The sequence below is a fragment of the Actinomadura violacea genome, from assembly GCF_017573465.1.
GTDB lineage: Bacteria > Actinomycetota > Actinomycetes > Streptosporangiales > Streptosporangiaceae > Spirillospora > Spirillospora violacea.
Window position 1 is genome coordinate 368,233 of sequence record NZ_JAGEPF010000002.1, and the last position, 18,715, is coordinate 386,947.

The 18,715-nt window shown below is 71.7% G+C and carries 14 protein-coding genes and 1 pseudogene; 5 read left to right on the forward strand and 10 right to left on the reverse strand.

Annotated elements, in window-relative coordinates; translation table 11 throughout:
- Positions 1-4: 4 nt before the first annotated feature.
- Together J4709_RS04035 and nagA are read right to left on the reverse strand one after the other, a co-directional pair.
- Entirely contained in the window at positions 5-1,045 is a 1,041-nt protein-coding gene (locus J4709_RS04035; protein WP_232382902.1) for an SIS domain-containing protein, read from the reverse strand.
- On the reverse strand, positions 1,042-2,199 hold the full coding sequence (gene nagA / locus J4709_RS04040; protein WP_208236987.1) for an N-acetylglucosamine-6-phosphate deacetylase: 1,158 nt from the start codon (positions 2,197-2,199) through the stop codon (positions 1,042-1,044). Before nagA ends, J4709_RS04035 begins: the two co-directional genes overlap by 4 nt.
- 107 nt (positions 2,200-2,306) lie before the next feature.
- Between nagA and J4709_RS04045 the strand changes: the two genes are divergently transcribed.
- The 4 genes from J4709_RS04045 (at position 2,307) to J4709_RS55400 (ending at position 6,717) form a co-directional block, all read left to right on the forward strand.
- Positions 2,307-3,623 (forward strand): PTS transporter subunit EIIC, encoded by a 1,317-nt coding sequence (locus J4709_RS04045; protein ID WP_208236989.1) that lies wholly within the window; start codon positions 2,307-2,309, stop codon positions 3,621-3,623.
- Positions 3,624-3,823: 200 nt separating this feature from the next.
- Complete coding sequence (locus J4709_RS04050) at positions 3,824-4,564, forward strand: GntR family transcriptional regulator (protein ID WP_208236990.1); 741 nt, start codon at positions 3,824-3,826, stop codon at positions 4,562-4,564.
- 25 nt (positions 4,565-4,589) lie between these two features.
- The gene (locus tag J4709_RS04055; protein ID WP_208236992.1) at positions 4,590-5,981 is read left to right on the forward strand and encodes a PTS transporter subunit EIIC; all 1,392 of its coding nucleotides are present in this window, start codon (positions 4,590-4,592) and stop codon (positions 5,979-5,981) included.
- 421 nt (positions 5,982-6,402) lie between these two features.
- Complete coding sequence (locus J4709_RS55400) at positions 6,403-6,717, forward strand: Rv3235 family protein (RefSeq protein ID WP_208236994.1); 315 nt, start codon at positions 6,403-6,405, stop codon at positions 6,715-6,717.
- 61 nt (positions 6,718-6,778) lie between these two features.
- Here J4709_RS55400 and J4709_RS56350 read toward each other — a convergent pair whose 3' ends face one another.
- Both J4709_RS56350 and secA read right to left on the reverse strand, forming a co-directional pair.
- A complete protein-coding gene (locus tag J4709_RS56350) occupies positions 6,779-7,102 on the reverse strand; it encodes an SEC-C metal-binding domain-containing protein (protein WP_443608286.1) in 324 nt (107 codons plus the stop codon).
- Positions 7,099-9,640 (reverse strand): annotated as a pseudogene (gene secA / locus J4709_RS04065) (preprotein translocase subunit SecA); the annotation flags it as partial. The pseudogene secA and the gene J4709_RS56350, both read right to left, overlap by 4 nt.
- A 183-nt stretch (positions 9,641-9,823) precedes the next feature.
- Between secA and J4709_RS04070 the strand changes: the two are divergent.
- Complete coding sequence (locus J4709_RS04070) at positions 9,824-10,162, forward strand: HGxxPAAW family protein (protein WP_208237005.1); 339 nt, start codon at positions 9,824-9,826, stop codon at positions 10,160-10,162.
- A gap of 150 nt (positions 10,163-10,312) precedes the next feature.
- Here the strand turns inward: J4709_RS04070 and J4709_RS04075 are convergent, their stop codons facing one another.
- From J4709_RS04075 to mtrB, 6 genes are all read right to left on the reverse strand, one after another.
- A complete protein-coding gene (locus tag J4709_RS04075) occupies positions 10,313-11,506 on the reverse strand; it encodes a winged helix-turn-helix domain-containing protein (protein WP_307800935.1) in 1,194 nt (397 codons plus the stop codon).
- A gap of 117 nt (positions 11,507-11,623) precedes the next feature.
- On the reverse strand, positions 11,624-12,355 hold the full coding sequence (locus J4709_RS04080) for a response regulator (protein ID WP_151538674.1): 732 nt from the start codon (positions 12,353-12,355) through the stop codon (positions 11,624-11,626).
- 388 nt (positions 12,356-12,743) lie between these two features.
- On the reverse strand, positions 12,744-13,424 hold the full coding sequence (hpf, locus tag J4709_RS04085; protein ID WP_208237007.1) for a ribosome hibernation-promoting factor, HPF/YfiA family: 681 nt from the start codon (positions 13,422-13,424) through the stop codon (positions 12,744-12,746).
- Between the two features lie 693 nt (positions 13,425-14,117).
- On the reverse strand, positions 14,118-14,984 hold the full coding sequence (locus J4709_RS04090) for a ComF family protein (RefSeq protein WP_208237008.1): 867 nt from the start codon (positions 14,982-14,984) through the stop codon (positions 14,118-14,120).
- 170 nt (positions 14,985-15,154) lie between these two features.
- The gene (locus J4709_RS04095) at positions 15,155-16,975 is read right to left on the reverse strand and encodes an LpqB family beta-propeller domain-containing protein (RefSeq protein ID WP_232382903.1); all 1,821 of its coding nucleotides are present in this window, start codon (positions 16,973-16,975) and stop codon (positions 15,155-15,157) included.
- Positions 16,972-18,609 carry an MtrAB system histidine kinase MtrB gene (gene mtrB / locus J4709_RS04100; protein WP_208237194.1) on the reverse strand — a complete coding sequence of 546 codons (1,638 nt, stop codon included), beginning with the start codon at positions 18,607-18,609 and terminating at the stop codon, positions 16,972-16,974. The genes J4709_RS04095 and mtrB overlap by 4 nt, the downstream gene beginning before the upstream one ends.
- Positions 18,610-18,715: the final 106 nt, after the last annotated feature.

Below are 18,715 nucleotides of genomic sequence, written 5' to 3' on the forward strand. Positions count from 1 at the left end.
CGGGTCAGTCCGTCTGGGTGACCTTGTTGAGGCCGCGCGGGACGTCGGGGTCGACGCCGAGGCGGCGGGCGAGGTTCTCGACCAGGATCTGGCCGGGGACGATGAGCCCCAGCGGCGCCGTCCACTCGGGCAGGGCGGGGCCGGGCAGCGCGGCCGTGCAGGCCTGCGCGAGGCCGTCGCCGCCGCCGACGCCGAACGCCCTGGCGCCCGCGCCCTCGACGCGGCGGGCCAGCGCGATCGTGCCGGGCAGCGTCGGGCCGGAGTCGGCCGCGACGAGCAGCGCGGGGGTCTGCTCGTCGACCACGGCGATCGGGCCGTGCAGCAGGTCGGCGTAGGACAGGCCCATGGCGTGCAGGTAGCACGCCTCCTTGATCTTCAGCGCGAGTTCCAGCGCGGTGCCGAACGCGATGCCGCGCCCGGACACGACGGCGCCGGGGACCTTCGCCAGCTCCTCGACGATCTCGGGCAGCGCGGGGGACGCCTCCGCCGCCGCGATCAGCCGGGCCACCTCGTCGGGGACGCGGCGCAGGTCGTCGGCGGCGACGTCGGCGCCGAGCCCGAGGCCGAGCACCGCGAGCGCGGCGAGCTGGGTCGTGTAGGTCTTGGTGGCGGGGACGGCGATCTCGTCGCCGGCCTCGGTGATCAGCGCGACCTCGGCGGCCTCCGCGAGCGGCGACCCGGCGCCGTTGGTGACGGCGACGGTGCGGGCGCCGCAGTCCTTCGCCCAGTCGAGGGTCTCGACGATCTCCTCGGTCTTGCCGGACTGGCTGATCGCCACCGCCAGCACGCCGGACAGGTCGAGGCGCCGCTTGTAGGTCGTCGCGATGGACGGGGCGGCGAGGGTCGCGAGCCGCCCGGCGCGCGATTCCACCAGGTAGCGGCCGTACACGGCGGCGTTGTCGGACGAGCCGCGCGCGATGAACAGCACCTGCCGCGTCTCCCGGGCGAGCGCCCCGACGTCGGGCGTGCGCGGCAGCAGCGCGTCGATCGTCCGGCGCAGCGCATCGGGCTGCTCACCGATCTCGGCGCGCATCAGACTGGTCATGATCCCCCTCCGAAGACTTCCTGCCCGTTGATCCAGGTCGTACGCGCCCGGTGGTCCGGCCCGAGCCAGACGAGGTCGGCGGCCGCGCCGGGCGCGATGCGGCCGAGATCGGGACGGCCGATGAGGTCGGCGGGGACGCGGGTCGCGGCGTCCACCGCCGCGGCCGGGTCGGCGCCGAGGCCGATGGCGTTGCCGACGGCCTCGTCGAGGCGCAGGCCGGACCCGGCGATGGTGCCGTCGGCGCGCAGCGGCGGGCCCTGCTCCGGCATAGTGATCGGCTCGCCGCCCAGCTCGTAGGTGCCGGGCGGCATGCCGGCGGCGGACGCGGCGTCGGTGACGAGCACGACGCGTCCGGCGGCGGCGCGCAGCACCAGCCGCGCGACCTCCGGGCCGACGTGGTGCAGGTCGAGGATGAGGCCGGGGTGCAGCCGCTCGTCGATGAGCGCCTGGACGGCGACGCCGGGGTCGCGGTGGTGGACGCCGCTCTGCGCGTTGAAGATGTGGGTGACCTTGCGGGCGCCTGCGTCGGCGGCCGCGGCGGTCTGCGCGGCGGTCGCGTCGCTGTGCCCGACGCTGACCAGGACACCGGCCTCGGTGAGGCGGCGGATCGCATCGAGCGCGCCGTCCCGCTCCGGTGCCAAGGTGACGAGCTTGACCAGCCCGGTCTCCAGCAGCGTCTCGACCGCTTCTGGCGTCGGGTCGGTGAGGTACGCGGCGTTGTGCGCGCCCTTGCGCTCGGCGGAGAGGAACGGCCCCTCCAGGTGGACGCCGAGCACGCGGGTGCCGGCCGGCAGCTTCGGCAGCAGGTCGCGGGTGCGGCGCAGCGCCTCGGCGTGCGTCGCGACGGGCGCGGTGATGAACGTGGGCAGGAACGCGGTCACGCCGGTCTCGGGGAGCCGGGTGACGACCTCGCGCCAGCCGCTCTCGCCGGCGTCCGCCATGTCGTGCCCGAAGAAGCCGTTGACCTGGAGGTCGACGAGACCGGGGGCGAGCAGCCCGTCCGGCAGGTGCACGCCGGCGCCGGCGGGCGCGCCCTCACCGGCCTCGGTGATGACACCGTCCTCGACGCGGACGTATCCCGGGGAGACGACGCGGGTAGGACCGTCCGCGGGGGTCATGATCACGCGCTCGGCGGTGATCAGCAGTGATGCCATGGGGGTGCACTCTCCGTGATGCGACCGGTCGCCGCCTGCGCGGCGCACTGGTCTAGTCCGGACTAGACCAGTACGCACCATACTCCACGAATCGGATGGAGCTGAAGATGTCGGCCCGAACTCATCCGGGATCGGTGCGCGACGCCTGGTCCGGGGCGTTCGCGGTGCTGCAGCGGATCGGCCGCTCGCTCATGCTGCCGATCGCGGTGCTGCCCGCCGCCGGGATCCTGCTCCGCCTCGGCCAGGACGACCTGCTCGGCAAGGACGGCCTCGGCTGGAACCGGGTCGCCGAGGTGTTCGCCGCCGCCGGCGGCTCCCTGCTCGACAACCTCGCGCTCCTGTTCGCGGTCGGCGTCGCCATCGGGTTCGCCAAGAAGTCCGACGGCTCCACCGCGCTCGCCGCCGTCGCCGCCTACCTCGTCTTCGACCGCGTCTCCAAGACGATGTTCGCGCACAGCCCCGCGCTGAAGGGCAGCGTCGTCCAGCTCGTCCGGCAGGAGGACGGCTCGCTCAAGGAGGTGATCGGCTACGGGCTCATCAACCCGACGCAGGTCATCGGCGGCATCGCGGTCGGCCTGATGGTCGCGCTGCTCTACCAGCGGTTCTACCGGATCAAGCTGCCGTCCTGGCTGGCGTTCTTCGGCGGCCGCCGGTTCGTCCCGATCGTCAGCGCGGCCGGCGCGCTGGTGCTCGGCGTCGTGGTCGGGCTGATCTGGCCGACGCTCGGCGGCTGGATCAACGACTTCGGCGACTGGATCACCGGCGCGGGCGCGGCCGGCGCGGGCGTCTACGGGGTGGCGAACCGGCTGCTGCTGCCGTTCGGCCTGCACCACATCCTCAACTCGCTGATCTGGTTCGTGTTCGGGTCGTACAACGGCCCGGACGGCGTCGTGCACGGCGAGATCAACCGGTACCTCGCGGGCGACCCGCACGCCGGGACGTTCCTCGCCGGGTTCTTCCCCGTGCTGATGTTCGGGCTGCCGGGCGCGGCGCTGGCGATCTGGCGGTGCGCCGAGCCGGACCGCCGCGGCGCCGTCGGCGGCCTGATGATCTCGGCGGCGCTGACGGCGTTCGTCTGCGGGGTGACCGAGCCGATCGAGTTCTCGTTCATGTTCGTCGCGCCGCTGCTGTACGGGATCCACGTCGTGCTGACCGGCGTGTCGATGTACCTGCTCGCGGCGGCGCACGCGCAGCTCGGGTTCAGCTTCTCCGCCGGGCTGATCGACCTGCTGCTGAACGCGACCAAGAGCAACACCCGCCATCTGTGGTACGTGGTCGCGCTCGGCGTGGTCTACTTCTTCGTCTACTACCTGGTCTTCAGCTTCGTGATCAAGAAGTTCGGGCTGGCGACGCCGGGCCGCGAGCCGGTCGAGGACGCCCCGCCGCAGCCCGGCCCGGACGCGCCGCCGGAGCCCGCCGCATGAGCCCTGACCTGCACATTCACCTGATCTTGCGACCTCCGGCACGTGACCCGGTCGTTACGGTTTCGTGCATTGACATGACTTTCCCTCATGTGGTCTAGTCCGGCCTAGACCAGTACGAACCAAGTCGATTCACGCGTCACCCCGCCAAACCCGTCAATACCCCGTCGATACGGCCGCAGAGGCCATCGAGGACACCCCCAGTGACGACCATCGATCCGCACAGCCCCGTCCCGAAGTACTTCCAGCTGCGAGCCATCCTGCTCGACCTCATCGAGAGCGCCGAGCTGCCCGTCGACGCCCCGATCCCCTCGGAGCGCGAGCTGTGCGTGCGGTACGGGCTGTCCCGCATGACCGTCCGCCAGGGCGTCGACCAGCTCGTCTCGGAGGGCCGGCTGTACCGCGTCCCCGGCAAGGGCACCTTCGTCGCCCGCCCCAAGATCGAGATGCCGCTGCGGCTCGTCTCGTTCACCGAGGACATGCTCGCCCGCGGGCTGCGGCCCGGCGCCGTCGACCTGGACCGCCGCACCGCCCCCGCGGACGCGCGGCTGGCCCGGATCTTCGAGGTCGAGCCCGGCACGCCGATCCACGTCATCGAGCGGCTGCGCACCGCCGACGGGGAGCCCATGGCACTCGAACGCGCGCATATCCTTGCCTCGCTCGCCCCGGACCTGCTGGACCGCCGCCTCGCCGACCGCTCCCTCTACGGCGTCCTCGAGGCGGTGTACGGGCTGGTCTTCGACGCCGGCGACCAGACCATCGACGCCAGTCTGGCGGACGCGGCCGACGCCAGGCACCTGCAGATCCCCAAGGGCAGCGCCGTGCTGCTCCTGCAGCGCCGCTCCTACACCGCAGGCGTCTGCGCCGAGCTGGGCGTGTCGACCTACCGGGCCGACCGCTACCAGATCCACACGGCACTCGGAAATCCCCCGCCGCACTCCTGACACACCCCTGAGGAGGAACCTCCCGATGACTTCGACCACCGTGGACGCCGCGCCGCGGCGGGGGTCGCGCGCCCTCGCGGTGCTGCAGCGGATCGGCCGCAGCCTGATGCTGCCGATCGCCGTGCTGCCCGCCGCGGCCCTGCTGCTGCGCTTCGGCCAGCCGGACATGCTCGGCAAGGACGGCCTCGGCTGGATCCGCGTCGCCGAGGTCGTCGGCGGCGCCGGCCAGGCCCTGTTCGACCACCTGCCGCTGCTGTTCGCGGTCGGCGTCGCGATCGGCTTCGCCAAGAAGTCCGACGGCTCCACCGCGCTCGCCGCGGTCGTCGGCTACCTGGTCTTCGACCAGGTCATCAAGATCATGTTCTCGCACTCGGCCGACCTCAAGGGCCAGGTGCTGATCACCAAGGTGACCGACGGTGCCGCCGCGCCCGCCATCGACTTCGGCGCCAAGAACCCGACGGACGTGCTCGGCGGCATCCTCATCGGCGTCGTCGCCGCCCTGCTCTACCAGCGCTTCCACCGCGTGAAGCTGCCCACCTACCTGGCGTTCTTCGGCGGCCGCCGGTTCGTCCCGATCGTCACCGCGCTCGCCGCGCTGGTGCTCGGCGTGCTGATCGGCTTCATCTGGCCGGTGTTCGGCGGCTGGCTCACCGACTTCGGCAACTGGATCACCGGCGCGGGCGCCGCGGGCGCCGGCATCTACGGCGTCGTCAACCGGCTGCTGCTGCCGTTCGGGCTGCACCACATCCCGAACTCGCTCATCTGGTTCGTCTTCGGCTCCTACAACGGCCCGGACGGCGTCGTGCACGGCGAGATCAACCGCTACCTCGCCGGCGACCCGCACTCGGGCGGCTTCCTCGCCGGATTCTTCCCCGTGCTGATGTTCGGCCTGCCCGGCGCCGCGCTCGCCATGTGGCGCGCCGCTCCCCCGCACCGCCGCTCCGCGGTCGGCGGCATCATGATCTCCGCCGCGCTCACCGCGTTCGTCACCGGCGTCACCGAGCCGATCGAGTTCGCGTTCATGTTCGTCGCGCCCGTCCTGTACGCGGTGCACGTCGTCCTCACCGGCATCTCGATGGCGATCCTCAACGCGGCCGGCGCCCAGCTCGGCTTCGGGTTCTCCGCGGGCGGCATCGACATGCTGCTGAACGCCTCGAAGGACAACACCAAGGGCCTGCCGCTCATCATCGGGATGGGGATCCTCTACTTCGTCATCTACTACTTCCTGTTCAAGTTCCTGATCGTGAAGTTCAACTTCGCGACGCCGGGACGGGAACCGGAGGACGAGGACTCCGTCGCCGCCGACCCGGCCGCGGACCCCGAGCTCGCGGCGGGCGAGAAGAAGTCGCGGCGCCGCAAGCCGGCCGCCGACACAGCCGATACGGCCGAGACCGCCGACTCGCCGGCCACCACCTGACCCCATCTCCGCACCCCACTGAACGGCGGTGGGACGCCTTGCCGGCGTCCCGCCGCCGTTCGCTCTGCACGGGCCCCGCCTGCTCGGAGTGGCCGGATGCGGCCGGGGACGTATTTTTCGGCGGGCTCGCGACTCCCGTGCAGAAACGAGTCGGGAGGGTCCCATGGGGCGTCGACGCCAGGTCAGGAACTCCGCGGTCCGCATCGTCCGGTACCGCGCCCTGTCATCGCAGCGGACGGACACATTGCAGCGGACGGACGGGGCGCTCGCGCTCAGCGCCGTCCAGGCGACGGCACGGCGCCGAGACACCGCTCCCGGGCAGCGTGCCACGGCCCCGCCGGTCCATCGAACGCCCGGCCCGCCCGGCGGTGCCGGGCGGGGGCTGCGAGTGGTCCGGCCGGGCGACGGCGTGGAGGCGGAGATGAGCGCCGTCGCCGAGACCGCGCTGCGGATCGTCGTCGAGGTACTCGCCGGGACGCGCCCGCCGCACCAGCTGTCCCTGGTCGCGGTGCCCGCCGTGTGCCGCGGCCTGGCGCCGCACCGCCGCGCCGTTCCGGACGGACGGCGGATCGTCCCGCCGCGCGTCCTGTCCAGCCGGCTCCAGCGGCCCTCGCACACCATCGCCGAGACGTCCGCCGTCGTCGTCATGGCCGGACGCGTCCACGCCGTCGCGCTGCGGCTCCAGCACCTGCGCGGACGGTGGCGCTGCACGGCCGTCGAGACGACCGCCCCCTGACACGCCGCGAGGCGGCCTCCCGGACGACCGGGAGACCGCCTCGCAGGGCGCTCGCGAACCGCTACTTGTTGCGCGGGTCGCCGTGGCAGCGCTTGAACTTCTTACCGGAACCGCACGGGCACGGGTCGTTGCGGGACACGCCCGCGTACTCGTCCTCCGCGTCCTCGGTGTGGTGCTCCACACCGCCCTCGCCGTCGACCGTCGGCGCCGAGTAGTCCAGCTTCTTCGGCCGCTTCGGCTCGTCCAGGCCCTTGGCGTGGATGACCGGCTCCTCCGCGTCGGCCTCCGCCGGCTCCTCGTCCGCCGCCTCCCCGGCGGCCGGGGCGGACTTGGCGACCGACACCGGCTTCGCGCCGACCTGCGGGGCCTCCGGCTGCTCCTCCACCTCGACCTCGAGGTTGAACAGGTAGCCGACCGACTCCTCCTTGATGCCGTCGAGCATCGCGTTGAACATGTCGTAGCCCTCGCGCTGGTACTCCACCAGCGGGTCGCGCTGCGCCATGGCCCGCAGGCCGATGCCCTCCTGGAGGTAGTCCATCTCGTAGAGGTGCTCGCGCCACTTGCGGTCCAGCACCGACAGCACGACCCGGCGCTCCAGCTCCCGCATGACCTCGGAGCCGAGCTCCTCCTCGCGCTTCTCGTACGCCTCCTGCGCGTCGTCGCGGATCTTCTCCGCGAGCGTCTCCGCGTCCAGGCCCGAGATGTCGCCGCCCGCCTCGTCCTCGACCAGCTGGTCGACGGTGAGGCCGATCGGGTACAGCTGCTTGAACGCCTTCCACAGCTTCTCGAGGTCCCAGTCCTCGGCGAAGCCCTCGCCGGTGGCACCGGCGACGTAGCCCGCGACCACCTCGTCGATCATCCGGCGGACCTGGTCGTGCAGGTCCGCGCCCTCCAGCACCTTGCGGCGCTCGGCGTAGATGACCTTGCGCTGCCGGTTCAGCACCTCGTCGTACTTCAGGACGTTCTTGCGCATCTCGAAGTTCTGCTGCTCGACCTGGCTCTGCGCCGAGCGGATCGCGTTCGAGACGATCTTGGACTCGATCGGGACGTCGTCCGGGATGTTCAGCCGCGTCATGATCGCCTCGACGCGGGCCGAGTTGAACAGCCGCATCAGGTCGTCCTCCAGCGACAGGTAGAACCGGGACTCGCCCGGGTCGCCCTGCCGGCCGGACCGGCCGCGCAGCTGGTTGTCGATGCGCCGCGACTCGTGCCGCTCGGTCGCGAGCACGTACAGGCCGCCGATCTCGACGACCTCCTCGTGCTCGCCCTTCACGGCCTCCTTGGCCTTGTCCAGCGCCTCCGGCCAGGCCGCCTCGTACTCCTCCGGAGTCTCCAGCGGCGACAGCCCGCGCTGGTGCAGCTCCAGGTCGGCGCGGAAGTCGGGGTTGCCGCCGAGCATGATGTCGGTACCGCGGCCCGCCATGTTCGTCGCGACGGTCACGCCGCCCTTGCGGCCCGCCTCCGCGACGATCGCCGACTCCTGCTCGTGGTTCTTGGCGTTCAGCACCTGGTGCGTGATGCCGCGCCGCTTGAGCATCTTGCTCAGCCGCTCGGACTTCTCCACCGACGTCGTGCCGACCAGGACCGGCTGGCCCTTCTCGTGCCGCTCGGCGATGTCGTCGACCACGGCCTCGAACTTGGCCTGCTCGGTCTTGTAGACGACGTCCGCGACGTCCTGGCGGATCATCGGCTTGTTCGTCGGGATCGGCACCACGCCGATCTTGTAGGTCTTGTTGAACTCCGCCGCCTCGGTCTCGGCGGTACCGGTCATCCCGGACAGCTTGCCGTAGAGGCGGAAGTAGTTCTGCAGGGTGATCGTGGCGAGCGTCTGGTTCTCGTCCTTGATCGCCACGCCCTCTTTGGCCTCGATTGCCTGGTGCATGCCCTCGTTGTAGCGGCGGCCGTGCAGGATGCGCCCGGTGAACTCGTCGACGATCAGGACCTCGCCGTTCATCACGACGTAGTCCTTGTCGCGCTTGTACAGCTCCTTGGCCTTCAGCGCGTTGTTCAGGAAGCTCACCAGCGGCGTGTTCACCGAGTCGTAGAGGTTGTCGATGCCGAGGTAGTCCTCGACCTTCTCCACGCCGGACTCGGTGATGCCGACCGTGCGCTTCTTCTCGTTCACCTCGTAGTCGCCCGGGCCGTACTCGTCGACCTGCCCGGCGGTACTCACCAGCTCGGCCCGCTTCAGCCGCGGGACGATCTTGGCGAACTCCGAGTACCACTTGGAGTTCTGCTCGGCCGGCCCGGAGATGATCAGCGGGGTCCGCGCCTCGTCGATGAGGATCGAGTCGACCTCGTCCACGATCGCGAAGTTGTGCCCGCGCTGGACGCACTCCTCCAGGCTCCACGCCATGTTGTCGCGCAGGTAGTCGAACCCGAACTCGTTGTTCGTCCCGTAGGTGATGTCGGCGGCGTAGGCCACGCGGCGCTCGTCCGGGGTCATCTGCGGGAGGATGACGCCGACCTCGAGGCCGAGGAACTGGTGGACGCGGCCCATCCACTCGGCGTCGCGCTTGGCCAGGTAGTCGTTCACCGTGACCACGTGCACGCCGTCGCCGGACAGCGCGTTCAGGTACGCCGGGAGGACGCAGGTCAGGGTCTTGCCCTCACCCGTCTTCATCTCCGCGATGTTGCCCAGGTGCAGCGCCGCCCCGCCCATGATCTGGACGTCGTAGTGACGCTGGCCGAGGACCCGCTTGGCGGCCTCCCGGGCGGTCGCGAACGCCTCGGGGAGCAGCTCGTCGAGGGACTCCCCCTCGGCGATGCGCTCGCGGTACTTGTCGGTCAGCTCACGCAACTCGGCGTCGGTCATGTCGACGAAGTCTTCTTCGATCGAGTTGACCTGATCCGCGAGCTTCTTGAGCTTGCGCAGAATTTTTCCCTCGCCCGCACGAAGGATCTTGTCGATGACTGGCGGCACTCTCGAAGGCTCCTTGCAGATCGTGGTTCACCGCTCCTGGCGGCACGCACACCACTCGTACGATGCCCATCGTAGGCGAGACCCAGAATGGTCTAGGTCACTCCGCAGCGCAATCCACCGGCCGCCCCGTTTGACGCACGGGGTCCGGGAGAAGATCTGAGGCACCATCGGAGGGGAGGCGCAATGTCCGAAGAGTCGCACGGGTCCCACGCCGGCCGGCCGAGTTCCTGGGTCGCCGTCTCGATCATCTTCATCGGCTTCGCGGTGGGCGGTGTCGCGCTCTGCAACGGCCCGATGTGGATCATGTTCTGGGTCGGCGTCGGGATCATCGTCCTCGGCCTGCTGGCCAGCTGGGTCGTCCACCTGTTCTCCGACGTGGTGCTGGACGCCCCGCGGGTGATCCCCGAGATCGTCGACTACACGCTCTTCGGTTCGCGCAGCGCGAAGCGCCGCGGCGGCGACGCCGGCGAGATCCTCGACCGCCCCACCGCCACCGACCCCCAGCACACCCCCCACGGCTGACCACCGCCCCTCACGACGCGCCCGGCTCCCGGCGAGCCGGGCGCGTCCGCGTCTCCGGCCGCGGAAGCGGCTGTTTCGGGAGGGCGAAGTCCCCGCGGCGAACCGCCCGATATGCCGGAGTCCGCGTGGCGGGCGGCCGGGGAGCGCGGGTCAGGAGGGTCCGGCCTTGAGCGCGGCGTCGACGAGCGTGCGGTCGAGACCGTCCGGGACGATCCGTTCGACGCGGACGTCGTCGCAGCCGACCCACGCCGCTGCCCGCCACAGCGCGGTCGCCAGCGACACGGCGGACGCCTCGGCGCGCCCCGCGGTCCGGATCGCCCACGGCTCGAACGACACCTGGCGGGCGACGAGCGTGCCGCCCTCCCGCGCCGGGTCGACCCGCCCGAGCAGCCGCCCGCCGGCCAGCAGCGGCATCGCGAAGTATCCGTGGACGCGCTTGCCCTTCGGGACGTAGGCCTCCAGCCGGTGGTCGAACCCGAACATCCGGGACGCCCGCGCGCGGTCCCACACCAGGGAGTCGAACGGCGACAGCAGCGTCGTGGCGTGCCGTCCCCGCGCCGGGACCGCGAGGGCCTCCGGGTCGGCCCAGGCCCGCTGGCTCCATCCCGCCACCTTCACCGGGACGAGCCCGGTCGCCTCGACGACCCCGGCCACCTGGTCCTGCTTGAGCCGGTAGTAGTCCGCGAGGTCGCTCCGCGTCGCCACGCCGAGCGCCCGGCCCGACCGCGCGACGAGGGCCGTCAGGCAGGTCTCGTCGTCGGGGTCCTGCGCGAGCAGCTCCGCCGGGACGGCCCGTTCCGCCAGGTCGTAGACCCGCCGCCAGCCGACCCGCTCGGCGCACACGACCTCCCCGACGTCGAGCAGCCACTCGATGCCGATCTTGTGCTCGCTCCAGTCCCACCATTCGGCGCTCGCCTTCGCGCCGCCGAGCTCCTTGGTGGTCAGCGGGCCGTCCGAGCGCAGCCGGGCCCGGATCTCGTCGCACACGCCCTCGGGCACCTTGTGCCAGCGCCAGCCCCGCCGCAGGTAGGCGCGCCGCCGGAACGCGAACAGCGGCCAGTCGCGCATCGGCAGGATCGATGCCGCGTGCGCCCAGTACTCGAAGGCGCCGAACGAGCCGTTCCCCCAGTAGGCCGCCTCGATCGCACCGCGCCCGACCGAACCCAGCCGCGCGTACGGCACGAGCTCGTGGGACCGCGCCAGTACCGAGATCGTGTCCAGCTGGACGGCCCCCAGCCGCTCCAGCATCGCCGTCACCCCGCCCCTCGGCCGCGCCCCCAGGAACCCCTGGGCGCGCAGCTGGAGCCGCCGTGCCTCGTCCGCGCTCAGCTCTACCTCGACCACGCCCGCGATGCTAGGCCACAACACCGACAAAACCACATTGCCGGTAACCCCCGCCCCGCCCACACCCCAGCCGCCCCCGCCCGCCAACGGCCGGGATCTCACTGGGCGGGTGGTGGGTCAGGTGATCTCCAGGAGTTTCTCCCGGACGGCGTAGACGACCGCTTCCATGCGCGAGTGGAGCTGGAGCTTCTCGAGGATGTTGCGGACGTGGTTCTTGACCGTGTTCTCGGAGATGAACAGCTCCCGCGCGATCTCCCTGTTGCCGAGGCCGCGGGCGACGAGGCGAAGGACCTCCATCTCGCGCTCGGTGAGGCGGGGCGCGGGGACCTGCTGGGTGCGCTCCTCGCTGCGCTTGGCGAGCGAGGCGAACTCGGTGATCAGTTTGGACGCCATGGACGGGCTGATCAGCGACTGCCCGCCGTGCACGGCGCGGACCGCCTGCGGGACCTCGTCGATCGAGATCTCCTTGAGCAGGTAGCCGCTGGCCCCGGCCTTGATCGCCTCGAAGAGGTCCTCCTCCTCGTCGCTGATCGTCAGCATCACGATCTTGGCGCTGGGCGCGGCGTCCTTAATCGCCGTGCAGGCCTCGATGCCGCTGCGCCGCGGCATCCGGATGTCCATCAGCACCACGTCGGGCAGCAGGTCGCCGGCCATCTCGACCGCCTCGTGCCCGTCGCCGCCCTCGCCGATGACCTCGATGTCGTCCTCGGCCTGCAGGACCATCTCCAGGCCTCTGCGGAACAGCGCGTGGTCGTCGACGATGAGCACGCGGATCGGGTCGGCCGCATCGCCCGGCCGCGCGGCCCGCCGCTCGGCGGGGGTGGCGGCGGCGCCGCCCTGCCGGGGCACCGTCACGGCTTCGCGAGCCTCGGGATTCTCGCTCACCTGAGTCGCGGCGTGGAGGAGACGCCGCTTCCCCCCTTCACTGTCAGTGATCTGAAACTACCGGAGGGTCGGGCTCCAGGGTCGCCCCCGGAGGTTCTTCGCGGGGTCCGGGGTCGCCCCCGGGACGAAGGGGGCAGGGCCGAACCGGCGTGGTGCCGGCCACTGCGACGCCCCTCAGCCCCTACGTTACGGGGTTTTCCGCCGTTCCCAGCGTCTCGCGGGGCCGACGTCCGCCCACAAAATCCGGGAACTCCGGCCGGCCCGGACGCCCCGCGCCGTCCGGCGGGGGGTGCGCGGGCCGGCCGGTGCCCTGCCGATCCCGGCGTCGCTCCTCACTGGCGGGCGCCGCTCCTCACTCCTCTACGAGCCTGATCACTCCGTAGTCCCAGCCCCTTCTGCGGTAGACGACCGAGGGATGCCCGGTGGCCTTGTCGCGGTAAAGGAAGAAGTCGTGCCCCACGAGCTCCATCTCGAAGAGCGCCTGCTCGATGCCCATCGGCTCGGCCTTGTGGAACTTCTCGCGGACGACGACGGGCCCGTCGCCCTCCATCGGGATCGGGACGATGCTCTCGTCCACCTGTGCTCCGGCCATCGCGGCGCCGGTCTCCTCCTCGGCGACCGCCGTGGCCGTGCGCCCGGCGCGGGACGAGCCCTCGGGCACGGGCGCGGTCATCGGCACCGGTTCGGGGAGCGGTTCCATCGTGGCGAGCTTGGCGCGGCCCTTGCCGCCGTGGGCCTTGCGGCGCCCGCAGTCGCGCCGCAGCCGCGACTCCAGCTTGTCGAGCGCCATGTCGAGGGCGCCGTAGCGGTCGTCGGCGGCGGCCTCGGCCCGGATCACCGGGCCGCGGGACCGGATGGTGAGCTCCACTCGTTCGCGCTGGTCGGCGAGCCGCGGGTTGCGTTCCTCGGACACCTCCACGTCCACGCGGATGACCTTCTGGTCGAGCCGCTCGATCTTGGCCAGTTTGCTGTCGACGTGCCGACGGAACCTGTCGTTGACCTCGGTGTGCCGGCCCCTCACGATGATGTCCACGTGGGTCCCCCCTTCTCCCGGTTGCGATACACGCCCGGTACGGGACCCCTGATGGCCCCGTACGGGCACCACAGCACGGTGGGTCGCACCCGCCCGGCCGACCTGGTCTTCGTCCCCACATCCGCCTGCTGAGGGGCTCGCGGCGCTCTCGCCACTACTGCCCTTCTCCCGGTTCGGGGGATGTCGGATCCCTCGACGGGGCAGGACTTACCTCTAAGGCGCACCGTGATCGGTCGACGAAAAGTCGCCTTACGTGGGCCGTTTCGCCTGCGCCTGGCATCGGCTAGCCGGATCGTCTGCTGTGCTCCTGACGAGCACTGCGATCCGACGCAACCACGGACCCGGGCGGGTGCCATGTCAGGAACGCTAACCCCTTACGCCACGAATGTCAGGGGGGTGGGGCGAGGAAAAACTCACTGACCGTCATCGAGGACCCCCGCAGCGCCGTCCCCGGGCCCGCCCCGGGCGGACGCGCGAGGCCGCTGAGGCCCCTGGCGCCAGGGGGTGCGCGGCTTCGGGCCGCCCAGGTCAGACCCCCGCGTCCGCCGCCTGGGTTTGGAAAAATCTGTACTCCCGCCATGGAGCAATGTGACCCGAATTACCCCGTTTGTCGCCGACCGGGCCCGGCGGCGGCCACGGGGACGGCTACGTTAGGTAGCTACCTGCCCGTCCGCAGGGTCGACGTGAAGAAAGTCACCATCCCCTCCGCAGGGGCGTGGACGCCACGGTCGCCGACGCGACGACCTCGGCGCCAGCCGCCTTCAGCGCGCGCGTCGCCTCGGCCAGCGAGGCCCCGGTCGTGACGACGTCGTCGACCAGGACGACTCTGCGTCCGGCGAGAGGCGCCCGCGGTACGGCCTCCAGCGCGCCGCTCAGATTGTCCCTGCGGGCCTTCGCCCCCAGGCCGGCCTGGTCGGCGACCCGGCGGCGCTGGCGCAACCCGCCCACCGCGGCCACCCGGACGCCGCTCGCCCGCAGCCGGTGCACGGCCACCTCCACGGCCCGCGCCATGGGATCGTGCCCGCGCCGGCGTGCCGCGCCCCGGCGCGACGGGACCCACACGACCGCCATCGGCTCCGCCAGCCGCCCGGACTCCACCAGCCGCGCAGACCCCGCCAGCCGCGCAGACCCCGCCAGCCGCGTAAACTCTCCCAGCCGCGCGGGCTCCGGCGATCGCGCAGACCCCGCCGATCGCGCAGGCCCCGCCGATCGCGCGGACTCCGGCGATGGCGCGGACTCCGGCAGGGCGCCGGGCGGCGGGCCCGGCCGGGCCCGCGGTTCCGGCAGGGCCGCGTCCACGGCTTTGGCCAGCGCCTCGCCGAGCGGGGCGGCGAGCCGGGTCCTGCCGTGCTCCTTGTAGGCCGAGAAGATCTTCTGGACGGCGCCCTCGTAGGAGGCGACCGTCCACGGCTGCGGGACGCCCGGAGGCGCGGGGCGCGCCGGCCGGGCGGGGCCGTCCAGCGCGGCGGCGCAGGACCCGCACAGCAGGACGGGCGCGCCGCCGCACCCGGCGCAGGTCTCGGGGAGCAGGAAGTCGATCAGGTCGGCGAGGAAGCTCATGACCTCGACGATCCCGGCCGCGGCGGGCCGCCGGAAGACCGGCGCCGAAATGTGGATAACCGCGTCGCGGCGTTTGTCCACAGTTCCGCGTTCGCCTCCCGGCCGGGCCTGCGAACCGCTATCCCCGGCCGCTCAGCGCCCCGCAGCCGCCTCAGCGGCCCGGTCGCGGCTCAGTGCGCGTAGCTGGGGTCCCGGGCCGGGGTCGGGCAGATCCAGGGGCTGTAGGAGGTGACGGGCGGGCGCTGGCGGCACACCTGGTCCTTGCCGGACGACGTGGTGCCGATCAGGACCGGGGACCCCGGGGCGGCTGCGATGGTGCGCGGCTCGCCGAGGGCGCCGACACCCAGCGACGTGATGGCGCTGCCGCTCACCGGCATCAGGTACGGGAGCGTCTGCGAGTCGCGCTTGGCGCGGCCCAGCACGGCGAGGGTGTCGTAGTCGCGCCATGCCAGGTCGACGGCGTTCTGGAGTTCGGACGAGACGGGCAGGAACGACCCCACGTCCAGGGACCCGTCGGGAGCGGTGGCTATGCGGCCGATCTGGACCTCGGGTCGCCCGTCGATGCTGACGATGACCGCGGCACGGACGCCGTCGCGGGCGACGTGGAAGGCGAGCACCTGGCGTCCGCCCAGGCCCCAGTGGCCGGCCTTCACGGGCGCCTTGCCGGGACGCCGCACCCAGAGCCACGACGCCTTCTTCGTGCTCTCCACCGTCCACAGGCTGCCGTCACGACTCCAGGAGGGCGCCGTGAAGCTCCCACCGGTGTGCGCGGTCAGGAGCACGCGGACGGCCGGGTTGCCCGCGACCGGCGCGGCGGTGAAGAGCTTGGCGCCGTCATGGCTGAGCCCTGCGAGCTCCTGGTAGTTCGGCGATACGGCGGGGTGGGACAGCCGTCCGGCGGCACCGGTGACCACGGGTTGGGCACGGTCGCCCTGGAGGGTGCCTATGAAGCCGGCGGTACCGGCGACATAGGCGGTCTGGCGGACCTGCTCGTCGGGGTCTTGCCCGTCGGGCGAGTTGCCGTCCCACGCGTGCACGGACTGTGTGGCGTCGGAGCCGTCCGGTGTGATGGTCTCGCCGTTGATCTGCAGCCGCCAGCGTTTGATCTCCGAGAGCTGCCGCAGCGTCCAGCTCAGCTGCGCCGACATGCGCTCCACGTTGCCGCCGCGGGCCTCCTGCGTGAGGTCGACGATCGCGAGGTCCTTGTCGATGCGGACGGTCCCGCCGCGCAGCCTGGTCCCCTTGGGGAACGCGCTCTGCACTGCCCCGTTGAGCCAGGACGTGGGACCGGACAGCAGTGCCTGGACGAGCTGGGTGGGCAGCGTCTCACGGTCGACCACCGGCAGGAAGACGCCGTTGGGCACGAGGGTGTGCTGGTCAGGGGCGAAGAAGTAGAGGTTGACCGTGCGCATCGCGCGTTCGACGTCGTCCTTGGTCAGGAACAGCCCGGCCTTGTCGTTGCCGGGCAGGTCGGTGATGCGCCATACGCCCTGCTGGGTCTTGGCCAGCTGGAAGTCCGCCTCGAAGCTCTTGGGGGCGGCCGTGTACTGGCCGTCGGAGTCGATCGTGCCGAGCTGGTCGCCGGTGACGTGCACGGTGGCCTGATTGGCGGACGTCTGGTCCACGTGCGGGTCGACCGTGCGGCTCGACAGGACGTCCACGTACGGCCGCAGGCCCGGCTCCCAGCCGTTGGGGGTGCTCAGGTACTCCTTGGCGACCGCATGGCCGTCGTCGAAGCTCGAGGAGGCGGTGAGGAAGCCGGAGACGATCTGGGTGGGCGTCCAGTCGGGCTGGGGGCCGACCGGGATCAGGCGGACGTACGGGTCGTCCACGCGCTCGGCCTTCTCGGCGGGCTTGCCGGTGACCACCTGCCCGCCCGTGGGCACGTTGGCGCATCCCGCCATGCAGAGCACGAGGACGACCGCGACGGCGACGGCGGGCCGTACCCGCCGGGCCTGGGGGCTTCGTGTCTCGCGGTGGTCGCCGGTCAATCCCCCGCCTCCAGTTCGGCGAAGAGGGGGCGCGCGTCGCCGGCCCCCGGCGGGACGAGCGGGAGCGGCGATCCGCGCAGTTCGGCTCCGGCGACGCGGGGCAGCGACAGGCGGAACTGGGACCCGACGCCGGGTTCGCCCCATGCCTGGAGCCATCCGCCGTGCAGCTGGGCGTCCTCCCGGGAGATGGACAACCCCAGCCCGGTGCCGCCGGTAGTGCGCGCGCGGGCGGGGTCCGCGCGCCAGAAGCGGTCGAAGACCATCTGTCCCTCCCCCGGTTTGAGGCCGACGCCGTGGTCCCGCACAGAGACGGCGACGGCGTCGCGGTCGGCGGCGACCGACACGACGATGTCCTCGCCCTCGCCGTGCTCGACGGCGTTGACGACGAGGTTGCGCAGGATGCGCTCGACCCTGCGGCGGTCCACCTCCGCCATGCAGGGTTCACCCGGCAGCTGCAGGACGACCTTGCTGCCCTTGCGCTCGGCGAGGCCCTGGATGTCGCCGACGACGCGCAGGACCAGGTCTCGCATGTCGAGCGATTCGGCGTCGAGCGTGGCGGCGCCTGCGTCGTGGCGGCTGATCTCCAGCAGGTCGGCGAGCAGCGACTCGAACCGTTCGAGCTGGCTCTGCAGGAGTTCCGCGGACCGCCCCACGGCGGGGTCGTCGAAGGTGTCGCGGTTCTCGTAGAGCATGTCGGCCGCGATCCTGATGGTGGTCAGGGGCGTGCGGAGCTCGTGCGAGACGTCGGAGACGAACTGGCGCTGCAGTTGCGACAGGTCCTCCAGCTCGCCGATCTTCTCCTGGAGGTTGGCGGCCATGTCGTTGAAGGAGCGGGCCAGGCGGGCGAGGTCGTCCTCGCCGCGCACGCGCATGCGCTCTTCGAGCCGCCCTGCGGCGAGCCTCTGCGCTCCCTGTGCGGCCAGCCGTACCGGTATGACGACCTGGCGCGTCACCAGCGAGGCGATGGCGGCCAGGAGCAGCACCAGGACGACGCCCACGCCGACCATGGAGCGGCTCACGTTGGTGAGGGTCTTCTGCTCCTGTTCCAGGGGGAACAGGTAGTACAGCTCGAACTGGCCGGACTTGCCGCCCACGATGAGGCCGCGTTCGGACGGGTGGCCTCCGACGTAGGTGAGCTTGCCGTAGGTGTAGGCGCGCGCGCCCCCGGGGGCGTGCTTCATCTCTTCCCTGAGGCGCTTGGGGACGCTCTCCTTACGAAGCTCGTTGGTGGCGTACCCGTCGAAGTACTCCGCGGTGGTGTCGCGGATGTACACCTCGTACAGGCCGGACGGGCCGCTGCGCGCCTTCAGGCGGTTCACCACGGCGTTGAGCTGGCTGCCGTCCTCCGATGCGGACGACGAGTTGTTCCCCAGGTCCCGCTGGACCTGGGCCAGGCCCTCGTCCAGCTGGAGGCGGGCCGCCTTGACCTTGCCGTCCATGAGCGCGGACGACACCTGCTGCATGAGGAACGCGCCCAGGATGGCCACCACGATCGCGGAAATGAACAGCGTGGAGGTGACCACTCGTACCTGGATGGAGCGGCGCCAGCGCATGTAGGCACGGCTCGCCGTGCCGCGCACGACGCGCTGCAGCGTCACCAGCCCGCACCGCACAAGGCGCTTGGCCCTCGTCATGTCGACTTTCACGAGGGGTCCTGGCGGCGGGGTCGGGTGTCGGTCATCGGCGTGCCGTTCCGGCTGTCACGAGGGGCGCGGTACCGGGGGTTCAGGCGGGCCCGGG